This is a genomic window from Virgibacillus salexigens (assembly GCF_014905415.1).
In the GTDB taxonomy this organism is placed as follows: Bacteria; Bacillota; Bacilli; order Bacillales; family Amphibacillaceae; genus Virgibacillus; species Virgibacillus salexigens.
This window is the reverse complement of sequence record NZ_BNEO01000002.1, coordinates 1,083,025-1,105,657: the sequence shown is the minus strand read 5'-3', so window position 1 is coordinate 1,105,657 and position 22,633 is coordinate 1,083,025. Positions and strand designations below refer to the sequence as shown.

Annotated in this window: 20 protein-coding genes and 1 pseudogene; 13 read left to right on the top strand and 8 right to left on the bottom strand. The window is 36.3% G+C overall.

The genetic code is table 11. The annotated features are described in order from the left end of the window. Positions 1–202: 202 nt before the first annotated feature. Positions 203–595 carry a hypothetical protein gene (locus tag JKP73_RS13570; RefSeq protein WP_021290910.1) on the bottom strand — a complete coding sequence of 131 codons (393 nt, stop codon included), beginning with the start codon at positions 593–595 and terminating at the stop codon, positions 203–205. A gap of 362 nt (positions 596–957) precedes the next feature. Here JKP73_RS13570 and dut point away from each other — a divergent pair, with 362 nt between their 5' ends. The 5 genes and pseudogenes from dut to JKP73_RS13545 all read left to right on the top strand — a co-directional run bounded on the left by dut (position 958) and on the right by JKP73_RS13545 (position 4,535). Then, on the top strand, positions 958–1,395 hold the full coding sequence (dut, locus tag JKP73_RS13565; protein ID WP_021290911.1) for a dUTP diphosphatase: 438 nt from the start codon (positions 958–960) through the stop codon (positions 1,393–1,395). Positions 1,396–1,515: 120 nt separating this feature from the next. Further along, positions 1,516–1,560: an erythromycin resistance leader peptide gene (locus tag JKP73_RS23620; RefSeq protein WP_148530710.1), complete on the top strand. Its 45-nt coding sequence runs from the start codon at positions 1,516–1,518 to the stop codon at positions 1,558–1,560. A 368-nt stretch (positions 1,561–1,928) separates the two neighbouring features. Then, positions 1,929–2,075: a hypothetical protein gene (locus JKP73_RS13555; RefSeq protein WP_200411410.1), complete on the top strand. Its 147-nt coding sequence runs from the start codon at positions 1,929–1,931 to the stop codon at positions 2,073–2,075. Further along, positions 2,063–3,179 (top strand): annotated as a pseudogene (locus tag JKP73_RS13550) (ATP-binding cassette domain-containing protein). The gene JKP73_RS13555 and the pseudogene JKP73_RS13550 overlap by 13 nt, the downstream one beginning before the upstream one ends. Positions 3,180–3,449: 270 nt before the next feature. Beyond that, complete coding sequence (locus JKP73_RS13545; protein ID WP_160807037.1) at positions 3,450–4,535, top strand: M42 family metallopeptidase; 1,086 nt, start codon at positions 3,450–3,452, stop codon at positions 4,533–4,535. A gap of 52 nt (positions 4,536–4,587) precedes the next feature. Here JKP73_RS13545 and JKP73_RS13540 read toward each other — a convergent pair whose 3' ends face one another. From JKP73_RS13540 to sspI, 6 genes are all read right to left on the bottom strand, one after another. Further along, positions 4,588–5,208: a lytic transglycosylase domain-containing protein gene (locus JKP73_RS13540; protein WP_160807038.1), complete on the bottom strand. Its 621-nt coding sequence runs from the start codon at positions 5,206–5,208 to the stop codon at positions 4,588–4,590. Positions 5,209–5,278: 70 nt separating this feature from the next. Next, positions 5,279–5,926 (bottom strand): ABC transporter ATP-binding protein, encoded by a 648-nt coding sequence (locus JKP73_RS13535; protein ID WP_308436502.1) that lies wholly within the window; start codon positions 5,924–5,926, stop codon positions 5,279–5,281. Between the two features lie 7 nt (positions 5,927–5,933). Then, a complete protein-coding gene (locus tag JKP73_RS13530) occupies positions 5,934–7,076 on the bottom strand; it encodes an ABC transporter permease (protein ID WP_021290918.1) in 1,143 nt (380 codons plus the stop codon). Beyond that, positions 7,073–8,293: an ABC transporter permease gene (locus tag JKP73_RS13525; RefSeq protein WP_160807040.1), complete on the bottom strand. Its 1,221-nt coding sequence runs from the start codon at positions 8,291–8,293 to the stop codon at positions 7,073–7,075. Before JKP73_RS13525 ends, JKP73_RS13530 begins: the two co-directional genes overlap by 4 nt. Before the next feature lie 53 nt (positions 8,294–8,346). Further along, positions 8,347–9,915 (bottom strand): DUF6583 family protein, encoded by a 1,569-nt coding sequence (locus JKP73_RS13520; protein WP_160807041.1) that lies wholly within the window; start codon positions 9,913–9,915, stop codon positions 8,347–8,349. A 558-nt stretch (positions 9,916–10,473) separates the two neighbouring features. Then, positions 10,474–10,695: a small acid-soluble spore protein SspI gene (gene sspI / locus JKP73_RS13515; protein ID WP_021290921.1), complete on the bottom strand. Its 222-nt coding sequence runs from the start codon at positions 10,693–10,695 to the stop codon at positions 10,474–10,476. A 128-nt stretch (positions 10,696–10,823) separates the two neighbouring features. On the opposite strand from sspI, the gene JKP73_RS13510 reads away from it, so the two are divergent. The 3 genes from JKP73_RS13510 (at position 10,824) to pheT (ending at position 15,440) form a co-directional block, all read left to right on the top strand. After that, positions 10,824–11,564 (top strand): TrmH family RNA methyltransferase, encoded by a 741-nt coding sequence (locus tag JKP73_RS13510; RefSeq protein WP_031335474.1) that lies wholly within the window; start codon positions 10,824–10,826, stop codon positions 11,562–11,564. Positions 11,565–11,963: 399 nt separating this feature from the next. Then, positions 11,964–12,998 carry a phenylalanine--tRNA ligase subunit alpha gene (pheS, locus tag JKP73_RS13505; RefSeq protein ID WP_200411409.1) on the top strand — a complete coding sequence of 345 codons (1,035 nt, stop codon included), beginning with the start codon at positions 11,964–11,966 and terminating at the stop codon, positions 12,996–12,998. Between the two features lie 15 nt (positions 12,999–13,013). After that, on the top strand, positions 13,014–15,440 hold the full coding sequence (pheT, locus tag JKP73_RS13500) for a phenylalanine--tRNA ligase subunit beta (protein ID WP_200411408.1): 2,427 nt from the start codon (positions 13,014–13,016) through the stop codon (positions 15,438–15,440). A gap of 44 nt (positions 15,441–15,484) precedes the next feature. Here the strand turns inward: pheT and rnhC are convergent, their stop codons facing one another. Beyond that, positions 15,485–16,420: a ribonuclease HIII gene (gene rnhC / locus JKP73_RS13495; protein ID WP_188942297.1), complete on the bottom strand. Its 936-nt coding sequence runs from the start codon at positions 16,418–16,420 to the stop codon at positions 15,485–15,487. A 364-nt stretch (positions 16,421–16,784) separates the two neighbouring features. On the opposite strand from rnhC, the gene zapA reads away from it, so the two are divergent. From zapA to JKP73_RS13470, 5 genes are all read left to right on the top strand, one after another. Beyond that, complete coding sequence (zapA, locus tag JKP73_RS13490; RefSeq protein WP_021290926.1) at positions 16,785–17,048, top strand: cell division protein ZapA; 264 nt, start codon at positions 16,785–16,787, stop codon at positions 17,046–17,048. A gap of 4 nt (positions 17,049–17,052) precedes the next feature. After that, positions 17,053–17,607 carry a CvpA family protein gene (locus tag JKP73_RS13485; RefSeq protein WP_160807045.1) on the top strand — a complete coding sequence of 185 codons (555 nt, stop codon included), beginning with the start codon at positions 17,053–17,055 and terminating at the stop codon, positions 17,605–17,607. Positions 17,608–17,837: 230 nt separating this feature from the next. Continuing rightward, positions 17,838–19,556 (top strand): DNA polymerase/3'-5' exonuclease PolX, encoded by a 1,719-nt coding sequence (gene polX, locus JKP73_RS13480; protein ID WP_200411407.1) that lies wholly within the window; start codon positions 17,838–17,840, stop codon positions 19,554–19,556. Between the two features lie 26 nt (positions 19,557–19,582). Continuing rightward, positions 19,583–21,931, top strand: coding sequence for an endonuclease MutS2 (locus JKP73_RS13475; protein WP_200411406.1), 2,349 nt, complete (start codon positions 19,583–19,585; stop codon positions 21,929–21,931). A 32-nt stretch (positions 21,932–21,963) separates the two neighbouring features. Beyond that, positions 21,964–22,371, top strand: coding sequence for a DUF350 domain-containing protein (locus tag JKP73_RS13470; RefSeq protein WP_021290930.1), 408 nt, complete (start codon positions 21,964–21,966; stop codon positions 22,369–22,371). Positions 22,372–22,633: the final 262 nt, after the last annotated feature.

Genomic DNA, 22,633 nt, shown 5'->3' with positions numbered 1-22,633 from the left:
ATGCTCTACTCGGGTAAGCAATACTTCTTGCCCGAGTTAACTGAAGCTTTGTCCCTGTAAAGCATGCCGTATTTCAGGTTACAAAATTAACGATTAAGATGGTTAATTACGATTTAGGGTCCTCATTTTTTTATGCCGATTATCACTACCGTAAGTAAAGAATTCGATTTGGTAGAAAAAGATTATTTAGAGTTAGAGGTACTCATTCGATTGAAGTTATTAAAAGTTTATTAATGGGATGTTTCCATTCAATTTTTGCATATGGGTATCGAATTAACATTTCGTTTTCTAGAAAATACAAATCATCTCTAGTTAGTCCACGGAGTTCCAATGGATCTCTAACTGTAATTTGAATGTCCACAACTTCAAAGGAATTTTCGGTTGTTCCTACGTATTTTTCACCCTCAAATAAGCAGCCTCTATAAACAAACAAAAGATTCTTTTTACTATTAGTTGGTTCATCTAAAAGATAAAAATTTCCTTCTGCTTTTGCTATGCGTAGTTTTCTTTCTGGGTTTCGATAATATTGTATCCATGTGTAGACAAGCAAAGCGATTGCAACAAAAATTAATATACGGAATAAAATAATAATCATACCATCTGTCTCCCTGAAAAATTATTACTCATTTATACGTATGATAACATAATAAGGTTTCACTATTTTTGCTATTTCATGTAATATTCGGTGAAAATAGTAATTGAAAAAAGTCTGCTATTCTATTTGACTGAGCTATAGGTATATAAAAGAAACGAACCAGTGTTACAATCATCCGTTCATTATCTAGGCTTTCCATCACATCTTCCGATAGGAGTTCTGGTTTTAAGAAGTGGAAGCATGCCATAATTGAAAACCATTCTATTATATGTAATTATTATAGTATTGGTCTTTTTCCATGGTTGTTCATGAGTGAAATGGAAGACTAGTTGAAACAGCAAGTTTTGAAACGGGGGATAGAAATGGAAGCGGAATTAAAAATTAAATTGATACATAATGAAGCTAAGTTACCATATCGAGCTAATGAAGTTGACGCTGGATTGGATTTATTTTCAATTGAGGATAAGGTGATCAAGGCTGGAGAAGCGGAATTAATTCGAACTGGAATACAAATCGAATTACCTGAGAGAACGGAAGCACAGGTTAGGCCAAGAAGTGGTTTAGCTCTAAAACATTCCATCACTGTTCTAAATAGTCCAGGAACCATTGATGAGGGTTACAGGGGAGAAATAAAAGTCATTTTAATTAATCACGGAAAGGATGATTTTAAGGTAGAAAAACATATGAGAATTGCGCAAATGGTTATAGCTCCAGTTTTACAGGTCAAACTTACGGAGACGGAAGTTTTGTCAAACACAAGCAGAGGCATAGGTGGTTTCGGTTCCTCTGGTAGTAAGTAACACCAATGGGGTAAGAATATGGTTCAGCATTAATAGCAGAACCGCTAGTTACCTTTGACTTTTAACCCAAACATAGCTATAACAGCCACTGAACGTAACTGTAAGAAGGATTATTAAAAAATGACACATGCTATGAGACTTCGATTCCCAACTTTGAACATGTAATTGAATACGTTCAAAGGCTCTGTTTGTGAATACAGAGTAAAATGGAATGTGTCTGTCCTTTTTTAGCATCCTTCATTTCATATCTGAAAAATACGTCTTGCTTGGATTCGAGCATCTCCCCACTAACTTTTTGAAAGTGGGCTCTTATGCTAGATGGAAGCGAGATAAAAATATGTAATGTATAGAAAGGCGGCTTGTGCTGCCTTTTTTTTAATCTTGTCTACGTTTTTTGTTTTGTTGTAGCAAGGCTAGGTTTAGCTGTTAATGACATCTAACTACGTTTCATAAATTAGGATAGATTTTCCCTTTTACTTTTAATCACAGGTAGATGCTTGTGATTTTTTTATATAAAAAGGAAGAGGAAACCAATGCGTTATATTTATGTATGTAAGCGTGTATTTTGTAAGTATGGAATGAAAGAAAGCGTTGTTTGTATGCACAATCATCCATTTGTTACTCAGACGTGGGTCGGAATAAAAGCAGAAGAAAGGGGGCGAAAGGAATGGAAAAAATAGGTGTGGAATTGGAAAATGTTGAACTTTCTTTCTTAGATAGATTGGTATTACACGTCCTGCGTCTTGCTGTACACCAGTTTGACCGCATTGGAATTGTTGGAATAAACGGCGCTGGCAAGAGTAGCTTGTTGAAATTGATGAACGGTCAAATAAAACCAGAAAAAGGGCATGTAAAAAGCTATATAAATTTTGCTTATCTTGATCAAGTAACAGCACCAGATGAAAGTGAGATAGACTATGATCTAAAAAGGAAATTATCTATCCCAGAAACGAAAATGGAAAACTTCAGTGGTGGAGAGCAAACCAGGATGAAGTTAGCACAAATTTTCTCAAACTATTATGAAGGATTATTGGTAGATGAGCCTACTACGCATCTAGATACAGAGGGTATACAATTTTTTATGAAAGAATTAACTCATTATTATGGTGCCCTTGTGCTTGTGAGTCATGACCGGTACGTATTAGATCAACTTGTGACGAAGATTTGGGAAATAGAGAACGGAACTGTAACCGAATATACCGGGAACTATTCGGATTATGTTGACCAAAAGAAACTTGAGAAGCAGCACCAACAAGAACAACATGAAACATATGTAAAAGAAAAAATACGACTTTAAAAATCCGCAGAGGAAAAGATGAGGAAAGCAGGGAAAATCACACAAGGAAATGGTCATATGTCCAAAAAAGAAACAAAAGCAAAGGCCAACAAGATGTTTATGACCAAATAAAGGATACTAGTCAGAAGGCTATGCAACGTGCAGCGAAAGCTATAGAGCAGAGAATGGAACAGCTTGAAGAGGTGGAAGCTCCCAAGAAGGAGCAAATCCTTCTACAGGAAATGATCTAAACAAGGATGTACGAAATTTAAGTGGTGGAGAGGCTGTTCGTTTAGTATTGTGTCAGTTATTTTTAGGTAAATATAATGTGTTGTTTTTAGATGAGCCAACAAACTTTTTAGATGTTATTTGTATTAAAGCATTGGAGCGTTTTTTAAAGGCGTATGAGGGAACGGTTCTGCTTGTATCACATGATCGTATGTTTATAGATAGTGTGGCAGATCATGTATATCTCATCGAAAACAAAAAATTGATCTTACAAAGCTAATGTAAAAAAGAAGCAGAGGAGATAGACTCTGCTTCAATTTATCCTATCACACAGCGTTAGGATAAATTGAAACTTTTTACGATTCAAACTGTATACGAAATAAAATGAGAGGGCTTAGAAGTTGATGGGAAACAAGCATATTTGCAATCATTCAAGTAAATGATAGGCAATAGGAAGAGAGATCCTAGGATAATAATTGAATATCCTATTTATTCCTTCATGCTATAAAGGTATAATTAGTATTAAATCATTAGAAGAGGTGAAGTACATATGGGAAATTTAGATGATACAGTAAAAATGTTTAAAGATCTGACCGATGCAAAAGGAATTCCTGGTAATGAAAAAGAGCCAAGACAAGTGATGAAGGATTATATTATGCCATTTGCTGATGAGGTTGTTTATGATAAACTAGGGAGTTTAATTGCAAAAAAGACAGGGGATGAGCAAGGCCCAAAAGTTATGGTTGCAGGTCATCTAGACGAAGTAGGATTCATGGTAACTCGGATAGATGAGAAAGGGTTTATTTATTTTCAGACAACGGGTGGTTGGTGGAGCCAAGTAATGCTTGCGCAACGTGTTACCATTATGGGTGGTGAAGGTGATGTGACTGGTGTTATTGGTTCAAAGCCTCCACATATTCTTTCAGCAGAAGCTCGAAAAAAACCAGTAGAAATTAAAGATATGTTTATTGATATTGGTGCAGCCAGTAAAGAGGAAGCCGAAGCGTTTGGTGTCAAGCCAGGTGATTCCATTGTACCTTATTTTGAATTTACCCCTCTAAAAAATGAAAAATTATTATTAGCTAAAGCGTGGGATAACCGAATTGGCTGCGCAATAGCAATTGAGGTCTTAAAACAATTGCAAGGTACGGATCATCCAAATATTGTTTATGGGGTTGGAACGGTGCAAGAAGAAGTTGGTTTAAGAGGGGCAAAAACCGCTGCGAATGCAGTAGAACCAGATATAGGTTTTGGTGTAGACGTTGGGATTGCAGGGGATACACCTGGTGTATCTGACCATGATGCTGATAGTGAATTAGGTAAGGGTCCTCAACTTGTCTTGTATGATGCATCAATGGTTTCTCATAAAGGTGTTCGTAATTTAGTTGTAAAAACAGCTGAAGAGAATAACATTCCGTATCAATTTACTTCAATGGCTGGTGGAGGAACGGACTCTGGTTCCATTCATTTAACTGCTAATGGTGTTCCTTCGTTATCGATTACGATTGCAACACGTTATATTCATACGCATGCAGGCATATTACATCGTGATGATTTTGATAATGCTGTCAAACTAATTGTAGAAACAATTAAGAAGTTAGATCGGAATACCGTTAATAACTTGATCTTTGACTAATCTCTGAATGATAATGACAAAGGTTGTTCCAATATTGGAACAACCTTTGTCATTATGTGAGATATGAATGCATCACTTTTGTTACATAATTTTGCGTTTCTTGAAATGGTGGAATACCTTGATATTTATCAACATTTCCCGGTCCAGCATTATAAGCGGCTAACGCTAATTCAACATTTCCATTGTAACGTTTTATCATTTGGCTTAAATACTTTGCACCACCGTTAATATTCTGTTCAGCATCATAAGGGTTTGTAACACCTAATGCTTTTGCAGTAGCTGGCATTAATTGCATTAGTCCTTGGGCACCTGCGTTACTTCGTGCATTTGGATTAAAATTGGATTCTGTTTGAACAACAGAATAGATTAATTTCTCATCAAGTTGGTAAGTAGCAGCGGCATCTGCGATTAATTGATGTATGGCTAGATTTGCATTTGTCTTGTCTTGTGTTGTAGCCGTTTTACTCATTTGTGATATCATATTATTTTGGGCTGTAGGCAGTAAATGCTGCTTAGCTGCTTGTAAGTTTGTAGCTTTGGTTAATTGTTCGGTTAACATTTGCTTAAAAGCTAAATCTATCATAGGAGAATAATTAGAAAAGCCATTTGTATTTGATGCTAGCACCGACATTGCTTGGTACTGCATCACTTGTTGTAAATCTCTCATCTCCATATCCCGTTCTCACTTTCTGCATGTATTTATAATCAGTTTACTATAGAATCCACGAGAAGCAATAGGATTTTCAAAAAACGTGGATGTTTTTTCCAGCCTTTTTGAGAATATCTTTATAAAAAGGGTCATTTCCAATACACAAAACACGTGAACATAGGGTGTTAATTTCATCCATATCATGGGAGGTATACACAATTACTTTCCCTTTGTTATTTGCTAAATCATGTAAGTAATTTTTTATTTCTTTTTTTGACTTTAGGTCAATACCGACAGTTGGCTCATCTAGTAAAATTAGATAAGGGTCATGTATTAAACTGATAGCCATGTTGAGCTTTCTTTTCATACCACCTGATAATGTCTTAACGGGTTTATTCCATTGGTCTAAATTCATTTCAAGACAGAATTGACGAAGTTCTGATTCTGAACGTTTTTTCCATGATAATTTTTCAAAGAAAAGCATGTTCTCTTTTACTGTAAATTCATCCCAAATAGCTATTTCCTGTGGTACAAAACCAATAAGTCGTCGTATTTTATTTTTATCGGCTAAATAAGTGAAGTTGTTTAATTGAACAGTTCCTGATTTTGGTTTTTGTAGTGTAGCTAATACCCTTAACAACGTAGATTTCCCTGCACCATTTTCACCGACTAAGCCTACGATCTCACCTGAATGAATGGTAAAGGTTAAATCCGAAAAGATTTGATTCTTACCATATGACATAGATAAATTATTTACCGTAAGCATTAGACTTCTCCTTTCTTAAAAACCATATTACAATAAGTGTAATTGTTACATATAGCCAAATATGATGGACGTTCGCATCCATGAATATCTGTAGTGGATGAATCACTTCAAGCAGCGGAAAATGATTGGTAATTCTTTCTACTGGCAGTATTACGCCACTCGAAATTGTCATGATCAATGTAAGGATAAATGATAAGCTATAATAAAAAATGAGATTTGTCACCCTTATAGCTATAAGAAAGACTAAGCTATTCATCATTAACCGGAAGGAAAATACATTCCATACATCTGTGGGGTGGATCCCCTCCCCGAGAATAATATTAAAGGCAAGTATAGCGATAAGGTCTGTAATCAAAAATAGTAAGGTGTAGATAATGAGATTTTGCAAGCAATAGGTTTTAAATGAATAACGGATAAAAGCAAATCGGGGACGTAAGGATGACCGTTTTTCTTTTATTATCCAATCAAATAGAAAGAAAGTTGATAATATAGAAAATAGCGCCCATAGTCCCCATGTATTCCAGATCAGTATTGAATTTGTTGTTTCTTCCGATTGACTGTTAGCATAGGTAAATGTTGTTTGTAACAATTCTTGATCCATTTGGATTTGTTTACTTTTAGCAACAATTTCTTCCCATGTCCATGAATGATTCTCATAATGGGTTTTAGCAAGGTTTAACACCGTATAGGCTGCCTTGGACCTACCTGTTTCTTCTTGTACAAAAGACGCAATCATTTCTGAAACGGGTGTATAAGCAAATGATAAATCCGAACTGTAACTTGTAATTAATTGATTTCTACTACCTTTTTTGATCTGTTGCTGATAGCCATCTCTTATAATAAAAACGCTATCCAGTTCGTGCTTTTCCAATTGAGCTAAAGCCTTATCTTCATCTAAGATGTCTACATGGATCATTGCTGCTTGGTTTATGTTCTCTTTCAGATTTTCGGCCATTGGTGTGTCTTCTTCGATTACAAGCCCAACGGGTATATTGCTATCTTCCTGAATCGACTCTGATAGGAGGGTGATAGATATGACAGCAATGATAGGGAGCAATAACCAAAACAATAGAGAAAAAATTTGATGTTTCCAAAATATTATCCGTGTTTGTAAGATGGATTTCATCGTAATCGCTCCTTAATGGCTGAAAAACCAAGCAAAATAAAAATACTAGCTACCATCATGCCGAGAAGTGGGAGTATATCGACAAAGGAACGGTTTGTTAGCATAATCTCTTGTAACCAGTGGAATGCTTCACTAGAAAATACCAAAGTCAACCCTTTTTGAATTTCTTGTGGAAAGTAGATCGTTGGAACGATTGCACCACTTAAGAGAAGGATTGCAATGGTATAAAACGACTGAATGAGTAATTGCAAGCGGTAAGAAGCTATTATCCTTTCGATAATAGCTAATCCAATGAGAAAGCCAATACTATACATTCCGCTTATCAGCAATATTCTCCAGATACCAAGCCCCTGTATTTCCCATTGTACAAACGGTTGGATAATGAAAAACAGACCAATTGCTAAAGGAAAGACAAACAGACCACTTGTGATCACTTTTGCTACTATTTGTTGCAGTTCTGAGACTCCGTATAACGCAAGTCGCTGCTGCATTTTTTTTCTTTCTTCTTTGTAAAGCAACATATACATCAATAACATCCAAATTGTTAGGACAACAAACCAACCAGCTAAGCTAAAATAGGATAGAGGATTGTTCGTCGCTTGATTAATTAATTGTTCTTCATTGATAATCCGATCTCTACCAATGGTATAGAAGACAAATTCTTTGAATTGTTCAAAAACTAGCGCGTTTCTTTCTTGATCACTTAATTGCATTTCCTTTGCATAATGATTAATGGTTAGGACATTGGCCTGTGAAGATCGAATATGTCTTGCTACACTTTCAATTAACTCATTTATCATTTGGCTTCGAATAGGTTGGTTAGCATTTCCGATAACCGGTAATTCTACAGAAACCCCCTGATAAAGATGCTTTGTAAAATATTCTGGGAAGATAATATAGGAGCTTAATTGATTATTTTCTACTGCTTGTACTGCTTCATTTTCATTCATGCTATCTATTTGTATGTAAGAGCCGAGTTCTGAAGCTTCTGTCATCATCTCTAAAAGTAACTGCGTTTCTTCTGATTGGTCGTTATCAACCAGCCCTAACTGAATTGGTTGCGATTCATTAGGTAAGAGAAATGAGACAATAATGACAAAAACCATTCCGATAATGATAAATGGAAAAAGGAAAAGAAGAGGAAGTGTGAGCCACTTCCTCTGGATTTGCACCCTATTCCTGTTGATTAAAAGTACCAAGATTTTAATGAAATGCATAGGAGCACTTCCATTCTTAATAAATTATGAATCTAGAAGTTTTTATGTTCTATTTAAAACCCCATATTGCCAGATTCAGAAAGTTTTCCGAAAAACCATTGCTGGAATTTAGGAGTTACGTCTGTTTCGAAATACTGCATTAATTGTTCAGCGTTCATATTCCCCAAATCTTTTTCACTGTTTCCTTCAGGAATCTTCACGCTGTCTACCGTTTTACCACTTACTCCAGCATGCAGTGATGCCATCTCTTGACTTAAAGTAGCTGTTTCTAAAGAGAAGTCATGTTCAGCGTTCATTTGATCATTATTATAAGTGGATGAACCGTTCCATAGTAGACTACCTCCGCCGTTAGCAGGATCTTCGATGGTGAAGGTACGTTCAAACTCCCGTTTATTATCATCTAACGTTTCAGTACCGTTATACGAAAGAACAATATCTCCAATTGTTAGATTAATAGAATCGGTTGCTTTATTATCTTTCCAAGATAGGTCGCCAGCTAAATTCATCTTACCTTGATCAACCGAATCTTCAAAAGTTACATCATAATTAAACACTTGACTGTCTTCTTTCAATAGTTGTGTTCCTTTTACTGCTAATGTAACTAATTCTTCAGATGAAGGCCCCATCTGAACTTGAAAATCTCGTTGGGCGATCACATCGTCATGAATCCAAATTGTTGATGTTAACCCATTAGGTATTTGCAAATCGGTTAATGCTTCTTTTGCATCTGCTAAGCCTGTTTCAAAGTCAGTGATCATTTGTTCCATTTCACTATTCATGGCCGTCCCGCCTAATTGTTGCAACTTCATCTGCTGACTTAATATTTCTTTTACTTTTTCGTCTTTTTCTAACTTATCCAAAATGGTTGTTAGTATTTGTTTTACTTCATTTTCACTTAATTGCATGGTAACTTTTTCTGTATCAAGCGATTGATCGTTGACTTTAATTGTTTCTTCCTGGGCTTTAAATGCGTCTTCGGGGATTTCATTGTAGATCATCTCTCCATACGCCTCTTTAAAATAATCTAAGTCCTCTTCAGATAACGATCCTTCAAAAAAGCTTGCAAAATCCACTTTTTCTTCTCCTGTAAAGCTAGAAGGATCTAATTCATGTAGCATACTACCAATGTCATTCCCTTTTACCGAAAGTAAATCTTCAATGAAAGGAAGACCGACCATTAGTTTTTCACCAGTAAGGTAAAATTGGAGACCGTCAATTTGGATGCCTCCAATATCTGCAGTTAACTCGGAAGACAATTTCTTGTTTTCCATGTCGGTAGTATTCTTCATTGTGATGGTCGAGTTATTAATAAACTGTGACGGATCCATTTGGCCATATCCTGCGGAGCCGTTTGGATTATTATACTCTGCTGATAATTCTACGGTAGATTCTGTTGGGTTTTCTTCGGTTTGTTCTAACCAGCTCATCTCTGGTTCGTAACGTTCTTCGAATTTTTCAGTAAGCACCTCAATAGAATTCTTCTCCGCTAAAAAATATTCTTGTTTTCCGGATAAATTAGAAAAAATAAATGCCGAAACACTTCCCCCTATTAATATCACTGCTCCAATAACAATAGCAATGAGTGTTTTAGGCGACAATTTACCCCTTCGTGTTTCTCCCATAAAACATTTCCCCTCTCTATTTCTACTTCATAATTATATGTATTAACAATACCTAAAAAGGATAACAATGAAGTATCTGAATTGGTTATATCACTTTACTAAAACGTAGTCAAATTGTTCCAGATCTGTTCATTTGATGCTGATGATTCTAGCGTGTTTAATGCTTTGAATTCAAACAAAAAACCAGGATTTAAGACCTAAAAATAATAATTAGAATCCGGTAATTTTTTTAGTTAACGCATCTTTTATCACTTGCGTTTTTGAAGATAGGAAAAAATATCTAAATCCAAAATTAAAATTATTATTTTTTGAGTGATTAAAACAAAGCAAGTTCATGTTGATTTTAACGTATCTCTAGTACTTTTTGGTTAATTGTTCTTATTTAAAACAATTATCTAAAAGATTCAAGTGAAGAGTTGTTAACGTTTCTAACATTATCATTCATATGAAGCAAAAACTTGTAGAGAATCGCGGGGGTTCTCTACAAGTTAGCAAGTACTTTCTTGATTTGTTTTTAACGAATGCGTATAGGAGAGAAGGAATGATCAAAATATACACTTATCCGTTTGTAGATTGTTTTACTCCTTGCTCTAGTGCTTCAATCATATCTTGTTTGTCTTGTTCATCTGAATGTTTCCATATCAATTCAAACAAAACACCAAGACCAGGAAGCATTTTTTCTTCCCCATTTTGAACAGCGTCAACAATGGTTGCTTCTAATTGCTCTTGATCATTGGAAGCAATATTCGACAAGATGGCTTTACGTAAATTTAAATCCAAATTCCTCACCTCATTAGATAAAGTAGTACTACTAGCTAAGTGTCTAGAACTAGACTAGAGTTAGTTTGACCTATATTGCTTAAAATATGTATGATAGGATAGACACTAAATAGTGAGGAATGATGATATTGATTACTTCTGTCAAGAATGACAAAGTAAAGGTATGGAAAAAATTACATAAGCGCAAAGAACGATTCAAGACTGGCACATTTTTGATAGAAGGATTTCATTTAGTGGAAGAAGCTTGGAAAAGTAACTGGCAACTAAATGAGATTATTCTTCAGGAAGGGAATCATATTCCTGAATTTTGTAATGACATACCAACTGTATTCGTAAGTGAACAAGTATTTGGTATGATTTCACAGACGAATTCTCCGCAAGGGATTGCTGCAATTATAACCATGAAAGAAGAGTATGTACCAGTCTCAAAAGGCCAAGTATTACTTGTAGATGCAATTCAAGATCCTGGGAATCTAGGTACAATGATTCGTACAGCAGATGCAGCTGGGTTTTCTGAAATAATTGTTGGAGAAGATACAGTTGATATCTTTAATGATAAAGTAATTCGATCCACTCAAGGTTCTTTATTTCATATACCTGTAAGACAGGCTGATCTTCAAATAGAAATAAAACGACTTCAGGAACTTGGGTTCGAAGTGTGGGCTACAGCATTAGAGCATGCAGAAAATTATGCAACGCTCAAGCCATCACAAAAAACAGCATTAATTGTAGGTAATGAAGGTAATGGGATAAAACAAGAATTTCTTTTAGATGCTAATAAAATAGTAACAATTCCTATTTATGGTGATGCGGAATCTTTAAATGTAAGTGTTGCTGCAGGAATTCTTATGTATTATTTAAAAGGATAATGTTGCATCCTTAAAATAAATTCTCTATAATATAAATACAATAATATGTAATGCGTTGAAGGAGACCGATAACCCTACTATCATATGATTATAGGGAGAAATGCCATAGACTGGAAGCATTTCATCATATTGGAAGTTATCATTTCACTCTGGAGCAGATACTTGGACCTTGTAAACAAGTAAAGGTATTCCGGATCGATTCCGTTATCAGGAAGAAGTTGAGCACATTCTGCGTAGTTTCTAGGGATGTGTTAAATAGGGTGGTACCGCGAAGACAAAGCCTCGTCCCTTGTTGGGAGGAGGCTTTTTATATGCAATTTATTTAAAGATTGAACAAAAGTCTGAATTGCCGTTGTTTACAATTACACTGAAAAGGTAGATAAGGAGGCAGTGCCAAAAATGAGAGAGCAGTTACAAGCAATTGAAAAAGATGCGCTAGAAAAAATTGCAAATGCAAATGATACGAAAACACTTCAAGATATTAAAGTTACCTATCTAGGTAAAAAAGGGTCTTTAACGAGTGTGCTTCGTGGTATGGGCAAACTATCGAAGGAAGAAAGGCCAGTTGTAGGGGAATTAGCAAATCAGGTTCGTGAGAAGATTACAACGACACTTGAGGAAAAAGGAGAAAAACTGGAACAAATTGCACTTGAAAAACAATTAGAAAAAGAAGCAATCGATGTTACCCTTCCAGGTCGACCAGTAAAAATTGGAGGCCCGCATTTACTAACAAAAGTTATTGAAGAAATAGAGGATTTATTTATAGGAATGGGATTTGAAGTAAGAGGAGGTCCTGAAGTAGAGACTGATTTTTATAATTTTGAATCGTTAAATTTACCAAAGAACCACCCAGCAAGAGATATGCAGGACACCTTTTTTATTTCAAACGAATTGCTTATGCGTACACAGACATCACCCGTACAAGCCCGAACGATGAGAGAGTATGGTGGAAATAAACCAGTAAAAATGATTTCGCCAGGAAAAGTTTATCGTCGTGACACAGATGATGCTACACATTCACATCAATTCACACAAATTGAAGGATTATATGTTGATAAGCATGTTCGGATGAGTGATTTAAAAGGGATCTTAGATACTTTTGCTAAGAAAATGTATGGGGAGGATCGTGAAATCCGATTACGACCAAGCTTTTTCCCTTTTACAGAACCTTCGGTAGAGATGGACATTTCATGTAAAGTATGTCATGGAGATGGATGTTCGGTTTGTAAAGGCTCTGGCTGGATTGAAATATTGGGAGCTGGAATGGTACATCCAAATGTATTATCTATGGCTGGATATAATCCAGAAGTATATAGCGGTTTTGCATTTGGAATGGGGCCTGAACGGATCGCAATGCTAAAATATGGCATTAATGATATTCGTCAATTTTACACAAATGATATCCGGTTTTTGAAGCAATACCATAATGCGTAGGGAGGAAGCTGAGACATGTTAGTTTCATTAAATTGGCTAAAGAATTATGTAAACATAGGTTCAATTAGTCCAGAAGAATTGGCAGAAAAGATCACAAAATCTGGTATTGAAGTGGATGGAATAGAGTATGTAGCAGAAAAAAGCGAAAATGTTGTTGTTGGTTATATTCGTTCTTGTGAAAAGCATCCGAATGCTGATAAATTAAATCTTTGTCAAGTGGATGTAGGGGAAGAAACGTTACAAATTATTTGTGGTGCACCTAATGTAGCGCAAGGGCAAAAAGTTGCGGTAGCAAAGCCTGGTGCTGTTCTTCCGGGAGACTTTAAAATTAAAAAAGTAAAATTACGCGGTGTTGAATCAAATGGGATGATTTGTTCATTGCAAGAATTAGGTATTGAAGAAAAATATGTACCAAAAGATGTGGCTGAAGGTATCTTTGTTTTTCCAGAGGCTGTAACGGTAGGAGAGCCAGTAGAGCCAATTCTAAATTTGAACGATGCTATTTTGGAATTTGATTTAACTCCAAATCGAGCAGATTGTTTATCTATGTTAGGTGTTGCTTACGAAGTGGCAGCTATACTTGATCAACCTGTTAAGCTTCCGAATCCAAAACCTGCCATGGTAGAGGAAGACGCGCATCAGTTTATTTCTGTTGAGGTAGAAGCACCAGAATGGAATCCCTATTATGGGGCATTCATCATTCGTAATGTAACGATTAACCCCTCTCCGCTATGGATGCGTAATTATTTAATTGCCGCCGGGATCAGACCAATTAACAATGTAGTGGATATTACTAATTATGTTTTGTTAGAATACGGTCAGCCATTGCATGCATTCGATTATGATAAATTAGATTCAGATAAGATTGTAGTGCGTCGGGCAAAGGAAGAAGAAGCAATTGTTACATTAGATGAACAAGAAAGAACCTTGTCTAATGAACATCTTGTCATAACCAATGGCAAGGAGCCGATTGCATTAGCCGGTGTAATGGGCGGGTTGAATACAGAGGTAACAGAAGGTACAACCAATGTATTACTTGAAGCTGCATTTTTTGCCGGGAATGCTGTAAGAAATGCTGTGAAATCAACCGGTTTACGAAGTGAATCCAGTACACGATTTGAAAAGGGTATTGACCCAAACCGTGTTAAATTAGCAGGATTACGTGCTTGTGAATTATTAGAGCAGTATGCAGATGCCACCATTTTAAAACATGTTGTAGAATTTGATGAATTGGACCAAACCGAGAAGCAAGTGGAAATGGACACTACTGAAATCAATAAACGCCTTGGTACAGAATTGGAAACGAAGCAGATCGTTGATATACTGCATCGATTGCAATTTGCATTCGAACAACATGACGACCAAATTACTGTGTCTGTACCAACTCGCCGTGGGGATATCACCATCTTTGAAGACATGTTAGAAGAAGTGGCTCGTATTTATGGCTATGATCAGTTGCCGTACACCCTTCCGGTAGGTGCATCACAGGCTGGAGCATTAACAAATAAACAGGCAATGATCCGAAAAGTAAAGAGCTTATTAGAGGGCGCTGGTCTGATGGAGAGCCGTACGTATACATTAATAAGTGATAATGCGGTATCCAAATTAATTAGTCCAGAAATTAAGGAAGGACAGTTTGTTCCTATTGAATTAAAGCTTCCTATGAGTGAAGATCATAAATACTTACGCCAAAGTCTATTGCCTGAATTACTACGTGTCATTTCACATAATCAAGCAAGAAATCAAATCGATCTTGCCTATTATGAATTAGGCAGTGTTTTCTTAACGAAAGAAAGAGAATTAACGAAACAACCTGATGAGCGTCTCCGATTGGCTGGAGCAATATCAGGGAAATGGATGGATCACCCTTGGCAACAGGATAATAAAACGGTAGACTTTTATGTGCTAAAAGGCATCGTAGAAAAGCTGTTTGATTATTTAGATGTCTCTGTTTCATTTAATCAAGCTAAGATTGCGGATATGCACCCTGGTAGAACAGCGGAATTAAAGCTCGGTGATAAGAGAATCGGTTTCATCGGGCAAGTACATCCTAGCTTGCAGAAACAATGGGACTTAAAAGAAACATATGTTTTTGACATTAATATGGATGAGGTATTTTATGCCTATACTCCATCTCTGACTTATAAAACAATACCAAAGTATCCTTCAATAGTTAGAGATATTGCCTTTGTATTGGATAAAGATGTCTTGGCTGGAGAAGTGAAAAAGACGATAGCAGAGGCAGGGGCGCCGTTAGTTAAACAGGTTGATGTATTTGATGTTTATCAAGGGGAACACATGGAGGCAGGCAAAAAGTCAGTAGCATATAGCTTGGTTTATCAAGACCCCGAAAAAACCTTAACGGATGAAGAAATACAAGCATCGTTTGAAAAAATTATTGAGGACGTAACACAGAAATATCAAGCATATATTCGCTCTTAAATAAAAAGACAGTGAGCTAGTGGCTCATTGTCTTTTTTTAAAACTTATAAGTAGGTATTCGCTTTTTTAGTATTAGCGAAATGTGTCTTCCCGCATTTGTTTAAGAAATCCCATCCATATTTATGGATGATCTGCGCAATGGTTTCATCGACTTTTTTTGATGCACCTTTTGGTAGTGTCATCCCGGTAGATTTTGATAAGGCATCCATCTCTTTTAAAAAGCTAGCTCTTGCAATAATCGAACCAGCTGCAACGGCTGTAGAATAGCTTTCGGCTTTGGTTAGAAAGTAGGTGTGAGGTAATAAGGATAATTGTTCGGATCGTATATGCCGCTGGTAGATAGGCGGCTCACAAAATTGATCAATAATGATACCTTCTATTTGCTGCCCTTGTATTTTCTCTTGTAATTTGTTAATGGCGTGTTGATGAAGAACTGCTTTCATCTTCCCTTGTGACCATCCCTTTTTTTGCAGTTGATTATATTTTTCATTGCGTAAAACCATAAGCGAACACGGTATATTCATAGCAGTAATTTTTTTCGCTAATTCACGAATTTTTGTATCGGTTATTGTCTTCGAATCCGTGACACCAATGGTTTTTAAGTAATGAATTTGGTCTTGAGTTAGATAAACGCCTGCTACGGTTATTGGACCAAAATAATCTCCCGTACCAGCTTCATCCGTACCCATATGGTTGGATGTGTATAAGGTAGTTGGTGGGACAAAGGCATGAGGTGTCCTCTGTGAACGAGATGCTGCTTTAGGTGCAACCACTTCATTAGTGTTTGCCCATTTTTTTGATTCTTTTTCTGGTGCTGCACCTTGAAAAAGAACCTTGCCTGACTTATAAGCGGTAATAACTGCCTCGGGTGTTTTAGCTCGAAATATTGCTCCTTGAGGTGTAGTGGTTAACGAGCTTTGATAGTAGTGCTTCATTTGGTATATTGTTTGCTGTGAAAGTTTATAGACTGCCTGAGGCATATGAATCTCTCCAATCTTCATTGTAACTAAAACTATAGCAAACCTTGTTCGATTTAGAAATACATTTACAAAAAATGGTTGGATTCATTTACAGTAGTCGACAGTTTCCTAAACGATATACTTCATGTTAAGATAAGATGAGTACAAAGGCATAAAATCCTACTGAAGCAACTAATAAAGTACATTGGCATTTCTCATTGGTTGCTATCAGCTTAGTTCGCTGTACTACATCTAAATTTATTAGCTTGTGATCATTTTCTGTTACAAGCGGCTAGTAGGTAAGTAACAAATATAACGGTATAGCTCTATTCGTAGCTATCCTTCTATACAAAAACACAATTTAGATTCTGAGGAGGGTAAACACGTGGCCCAGGAAGAAAAAACACGTACGACTGTGGAAATACATAATCGAACTTATACGATCATTGGCACAGAAGCCCAAAGCCACGTCAAATTGGTCGCTAGCTTAGTTGATCAAAAAATGAGTGAAATTCAACAGGCAAATCGGCAGCTTGACACTACAAGATTGGCTGTGTTAACAGCTGTAAATACAATGAATGACTATTTAAAATTAAAAGAGGACTACGCATCTTTATTAGGGTCATTAAAAAAGAAAGAGGATAAATAAAAAAATGATGGATATCGTACTATTAATATTATTGATTTTCGGTTTTTTAATCGGTTTAAAAAGAGGGTTTATTCTTCAATTATTTCATATTGTGGGCTTTATAGCAGCTTTCGTAGCGGCGGCTCTTTATTATGACGATTTAGGACCGAAACTTTCATTATGGATTCCTTATCCTGACTTAGGAGAAAACGGTGAATGGGCGGAATTCTTACAAGCATTGCCATTAGAAAATGGATTCTATAATGCAATTGCGTTTGTGATTATTTTTATTGCAGTAAGAATTATCCTTCAACTGATAGCATCGATGCTAGATTTTGTTGCTTCGTTACCAATTTTAAATTCAGTCAATAAACTTCTAGGTTCTATTTTAGGATTTATTGAAATCTACTTACTATTGTTTATTGTTTTATATATTTTAGCATTAGTACCGGTTGCCCAGGTCCAAACATGGATTAATGATTCTTCAATCGCTTTATTTATGATTGAACATACGCCGTATTTTTCTGAAAAAATTAAGGAATTATGGTTTAATCATATGGCAGATATGTTTACAAATTAATAAATATTGAAAAGGCTGGTTCTAATCAACAGGATTACATTGTATGAAGGTACAAATAAGTAACTGGTTGGGACCAGTCTTTTTATAAGTTTGATAGGCAAGGAACCGTCGTTCAGCCGCTCTAAAATATCCGAAGCTGTATAACTCTGGTGTGACAACGAAACAGCATAAAGTACTCATCTTGGATGGTCAACTGAATGAACAACTATAGACAAGATAGGTGAATGGAAATGAAAGTAAATAAAAAAGATATTATTAAATTAATGGAGAGAATAGCAACTTACTTAGAACTAAAAGGAGAAAACCCTTTTAAAATAAGTGCGTATCGTAAAGCAGCCCAAGCCCTAGAACGAGATGATCGTTCCCTAACGGATATTGACGATTTTACGAAAATAAATGGAATTGGAAAGGGTACAAGTGCTGTTATTCAAGAATATATGAAGAATGGGAAGTCTGAAACATTGCTGCAACTTGAAAAGGAAATCCCTGAAGGCTTATTCCCTCTACTTCAATTACCAGGGTTAGGTGGAAAAAAGCTCGCGAAATTATATCAAGAACTTGGGGTAATTGATGCTTCTTCATTAAAGCGCGCATGTGAAAATGGCCAGGTTGAAAGCCTTGCTGGTTTTGGGAAGAAGTCTGCAGAGAAAATAGTGGCTGCATTGAATGAAGCGGGAAAACGACCTGAACGGTTACCGCTATCTATTATGCTGCCTATCGCTGAAGGTATTGAAGATTACTTGACTCAAATTAACGAAATAGATCAATTCTCTAGAGCAGGAAGTTTGAGAAGAATGCGAGAGACAGTGAAAGACATTGACTACATTATTTCCACTGACTCACCAACTATTATCCGAGACGCTTTATTAAATATGGATAACATAAAAGAAGTTATTGCCAAAGGAGATACAAAAGTTTCGGTAGTTATAGAGGATGTTTATGATATTAATGTTGATTTTCGAATTGTAAAGAAACGGGAATTTGCCTCAACCTTGCATCATTTTACAGGATCTAAAGATCATAATGTTGCTATGAGGCAGCTGGCAAAAGCACGAGGGGAAAAAATTAATGAATATGGAATTGAAGTAGAAGAAACGCACGAAGTTCTTACATTTGATACGGAAGAGGAATTTTTTAATCATTTTAACTTAACTTATATTCCACCAGAAGTAAGAGAAAATACAGGGGAAACAGACGCGTTCAAAACGACGTACCCATTACTAGCGTTGGATGATATAAAAGGTGATTTACATATGCATACAACCTGGAGTGATGGGGCGCAGTCAATTGAAGAGATGGTCAACCAGGCACGTTCTAAAGGGTACTCGTTTATTGCGATAACGGATCATTCCAAGTACTTAAGTGTAGCCAATGGCTTAAATGAAACAAGACTACGAAAGCAACGGGAAGAAATTGCGAAGCTAAATGAAAGGTATCATGATATTCGAATATTTTCTGGAGTAGAAATGGACATCTTACCTGATGGACAGCTAGACTTTTCAGAAGATTTTCTTCGAGAAATGGATTTTGTAATCGGAGCTATACACTCCAGCTTTAATCAAACAGAGGATAAGATTATGTATAGATTAGAAACCGCGTTAGAGAACCCTTATGTTTCGTTAATTGCTCACCCAACAGGAAGGCTGCTTGGTAGACGAGAGGGATACCGAGTTAATGTCGAAACACTTATTGAAAAGGCGAAACAAACTAATACGGCATTGGAGATAAATGCGAACCCAAACCGACTTGATTTATCTTATGAGTGGGCACGTATAGCGCAAGCGAATGGAGTGAAGCTGGCAATAAATACAGATGCCCATAACTATCAAATGCTAGAGCATATGAAGTATGGAGTAGGAGTAGCGAGGAAAGGCTGGGTTAAACAAGAAACGGTTTTAAATACGTGGTCTCCAGATGAGCTAACAGCCTTCTTTAATCGTAATAAATAAGATAGCTTAAAGGAGTAGTAAAAAACATGAATGATCGAATTCTTCGTGTACTTGAATATAATAAAATAATTGAACAATTAATAAATCATGCAGAAACGAGTTTAGGAAAGGATTTCGCTAAGCAGCTAAATCCTTCTACAGAGATGGAAGAAGTGGTACATTTACAGCAAGAAACGGATGAAGCTTCACAAATACGCAGATTAAATAAATCCATACCATTGGGCGGCATTTTTGATATCCGTGCAAGTTTAAAACGAAGTTCTATTGGTGGAGTTCTCACGACAAGTGAATGTATGGATGTAGCTAGTACGATTTATGGTGGAAGACAGGTAAGGGACTTTATTATGAAGTTGGAAGAAGAATTACCTATTTTAAAAAAGTATGCAGAACATATTACTTCATTACGTGATTTAGAACGGCATATTAAAAGCTGTATTGATGATCATGGCCAAGTGATGGATAGTGCATCCCAAAAGCTTCGAGGTATTCGTTCATCAATACGTACATTTGAAAGTAGGGTGAGAGAAAGGTTAGAAAGCTTTACAAAATCGAAAAGCAGTATGTTATCCGATGCTATTATCACCATTCGAAATGATCGCTATGTCCTTCCCGTAAAGCAAGAGTATCGTGGAGCAATTGGTGGGATTGTTCACGATCAATCAGCATCAGGCCAAACACTCTTTATGGAGCCAAAAGCAGTAGTGGATTTAAATAATCAATTACAAGAAGCAGTTGTTAAAGAGAAACAAGAAATAGACCGGATACTAAGGGAACTAAGCAATCATATTGCAAGCGAGGAGGGTTTTTTACAGGAGAACGTTCGTGTATTAGGGCAGATAGATTTTATTGCTGCACGAGCCAAACTTGGTGAATCGATGAAAGCAGCAATGCCTCGTATGAATAACGATGGCATAATAAAAATGCAGCAAGCACGTCATCCTCTAATTGATAAAGAAGCTGTTGTAGCAAACGACATAGAAATTGGTAATACGTTTACTTCGATTGTTATTACTGGACCAAACACGGGTGGCAAAACCGTCACATTAAAATTAGTCGGTCTATGCACGTTAATGGCGCAGTCAGGTTTACAAATACCTGCTTACGATGGTTGTGAACTTGCAGTTTTTAAGCAGGTTTATGCTGACATCGGTGATGAGCAGTCAATTGAGCAAAATTTAAGCACGTTTTCTTCTCATATGACAAATATTGTGGATATTTTAAAACATGTGGATGATCAAACGCTTGTATTGTTTGATGAATTAGGTGCAGGTACCGATCCACAAGAGGGAGCAGCTTTAGCGATGGCGATTTTGGATGAAGTAATAAGTCGTGACGCACGTGTCATCGCAACAACACATTATCCAGAATTAAAAGCATATGGATATAATCGTAACCAAGTTGTTAATGCATCTGTAGAGTTTGATGTTCAAACATTGCAGCCAACCTATCGTTTGTTATTAGGGGTTCCTGGCAGAAGTAATGCGTTTGAAATTTCAAAAAGGCTTGGACTTCATCAATATGTTATTGAGGAGGCACAGAAGCATGTCGGTATCGATTCGAAAAGTGTGGAGAATATGATTGCTTCACTTGAGAAGTCACAAACAAATGCGGCAAAGGACTATGAAGAGGCTTATCAGCTTTTAGAGGAAACCGAAAAACTTCATGGTGAGTTGCAACGTGAATGGAATCAATTGATGGAAAAACGGGAAGTCTTGTATCGAAAAGCCGAAGAGAAAGCAGAAGCTGCTATTAAAAAGGCACGTGAAGATGCGGAGTTGATTGTAGAAGAGATTCGCAATATGCGAACAGAGGCTGAATGGAAAGAACATGAATGGATTGAAGCTAAGAAAATACTTGATTCGACAAAACCGCAACTTACTTCGAAACAAGAGAAACAAAAATCCTACGGTGGTAAGCAGGAGCAACAGAAAGAACTTCAGGTTGGAGATGAAATAAAATTACTAACCATTAACCAAAAAGGTACTGTTTTGGAGAAAGTAAATGAGAATGAATATCTTGTACAAGTTGGAATTATGAAAGTTAAAGTAGAACGAAAAGATTTACAGTTGTTAGGTAAAACGAAACAATCGGTTGAGAAACCTCTAACAACTATTAAAGGATCGACTTACCATGTGAAAACGGAGCTTGATCTACGTGGAGAACGCTATGAGGATGCATTATTAAAATTAGAAAAATATATCGATGATGCATTATTAGCTGGTTATCCAAAGGTATCAATTATCCATGGAAAGGGTACAGGTGCATTACGAAAGGGCGTACAGACATTTGTAAAAAATCATCCTCGAATTAGTGAAGCAAGACCAGGCTCGTCGAGTGAAGGTGGTAGTGGTGTTACCGTTATTAGTTTGAAATAGTCTGATATATCGGGGTGAAGGATATGTATTTGATGGCAGCTTTTTGGGAAAATATCGTTGTAGAAACAGCAGCCAGATATAGTGTAGTAATCTTATGTACGCTTGTGTTCTTAGCAGTGTTTGAAGTTGTAACGACATATAAAAATTGGGAAGAAATCAAAAAAGGAAATTTTGCAGTGGCGATGGCAACAGGAGGTAAGATATTTGGAATTGCTACCATTTTCCGTTATTCCATTGAACATAACGATACACTGCTGCAAAGCATAGGCTGGGGAGTCCTTGGGTTCCTGCTGCTTCTTATAGGCTATTTTATTTTTGAATTTTTAACGCCGATGTTAAAAGTAGATGAAGAGATTGGTCGTGGAAATAAAGCTGTTGGATTTATATCCATGATGATATCGATTGGACTAGCTTTTGTCATTGGAGCAAGTATAGGATAAGGAGAGGAATACATGGTTCTAGACAGGTTAGCGAAAATTTTAATCGTTGTGGCCGTTGTATTTATTGTGGTAGGAATTATATGGCTTATATAAATAAAATTTTTGATATAATTACTTGCCCGGTGAAGTTATAGCTTGTAGAAATAGTTTCCGCTGTTTTCTACAAGCTTTTTTTGTAAAAATGTATAAAACTTAGCGTTGAAAAAACGGAAAAAAACACCTATATTTATCAGTCCATTCCGATGATTCTATATTGACAAAT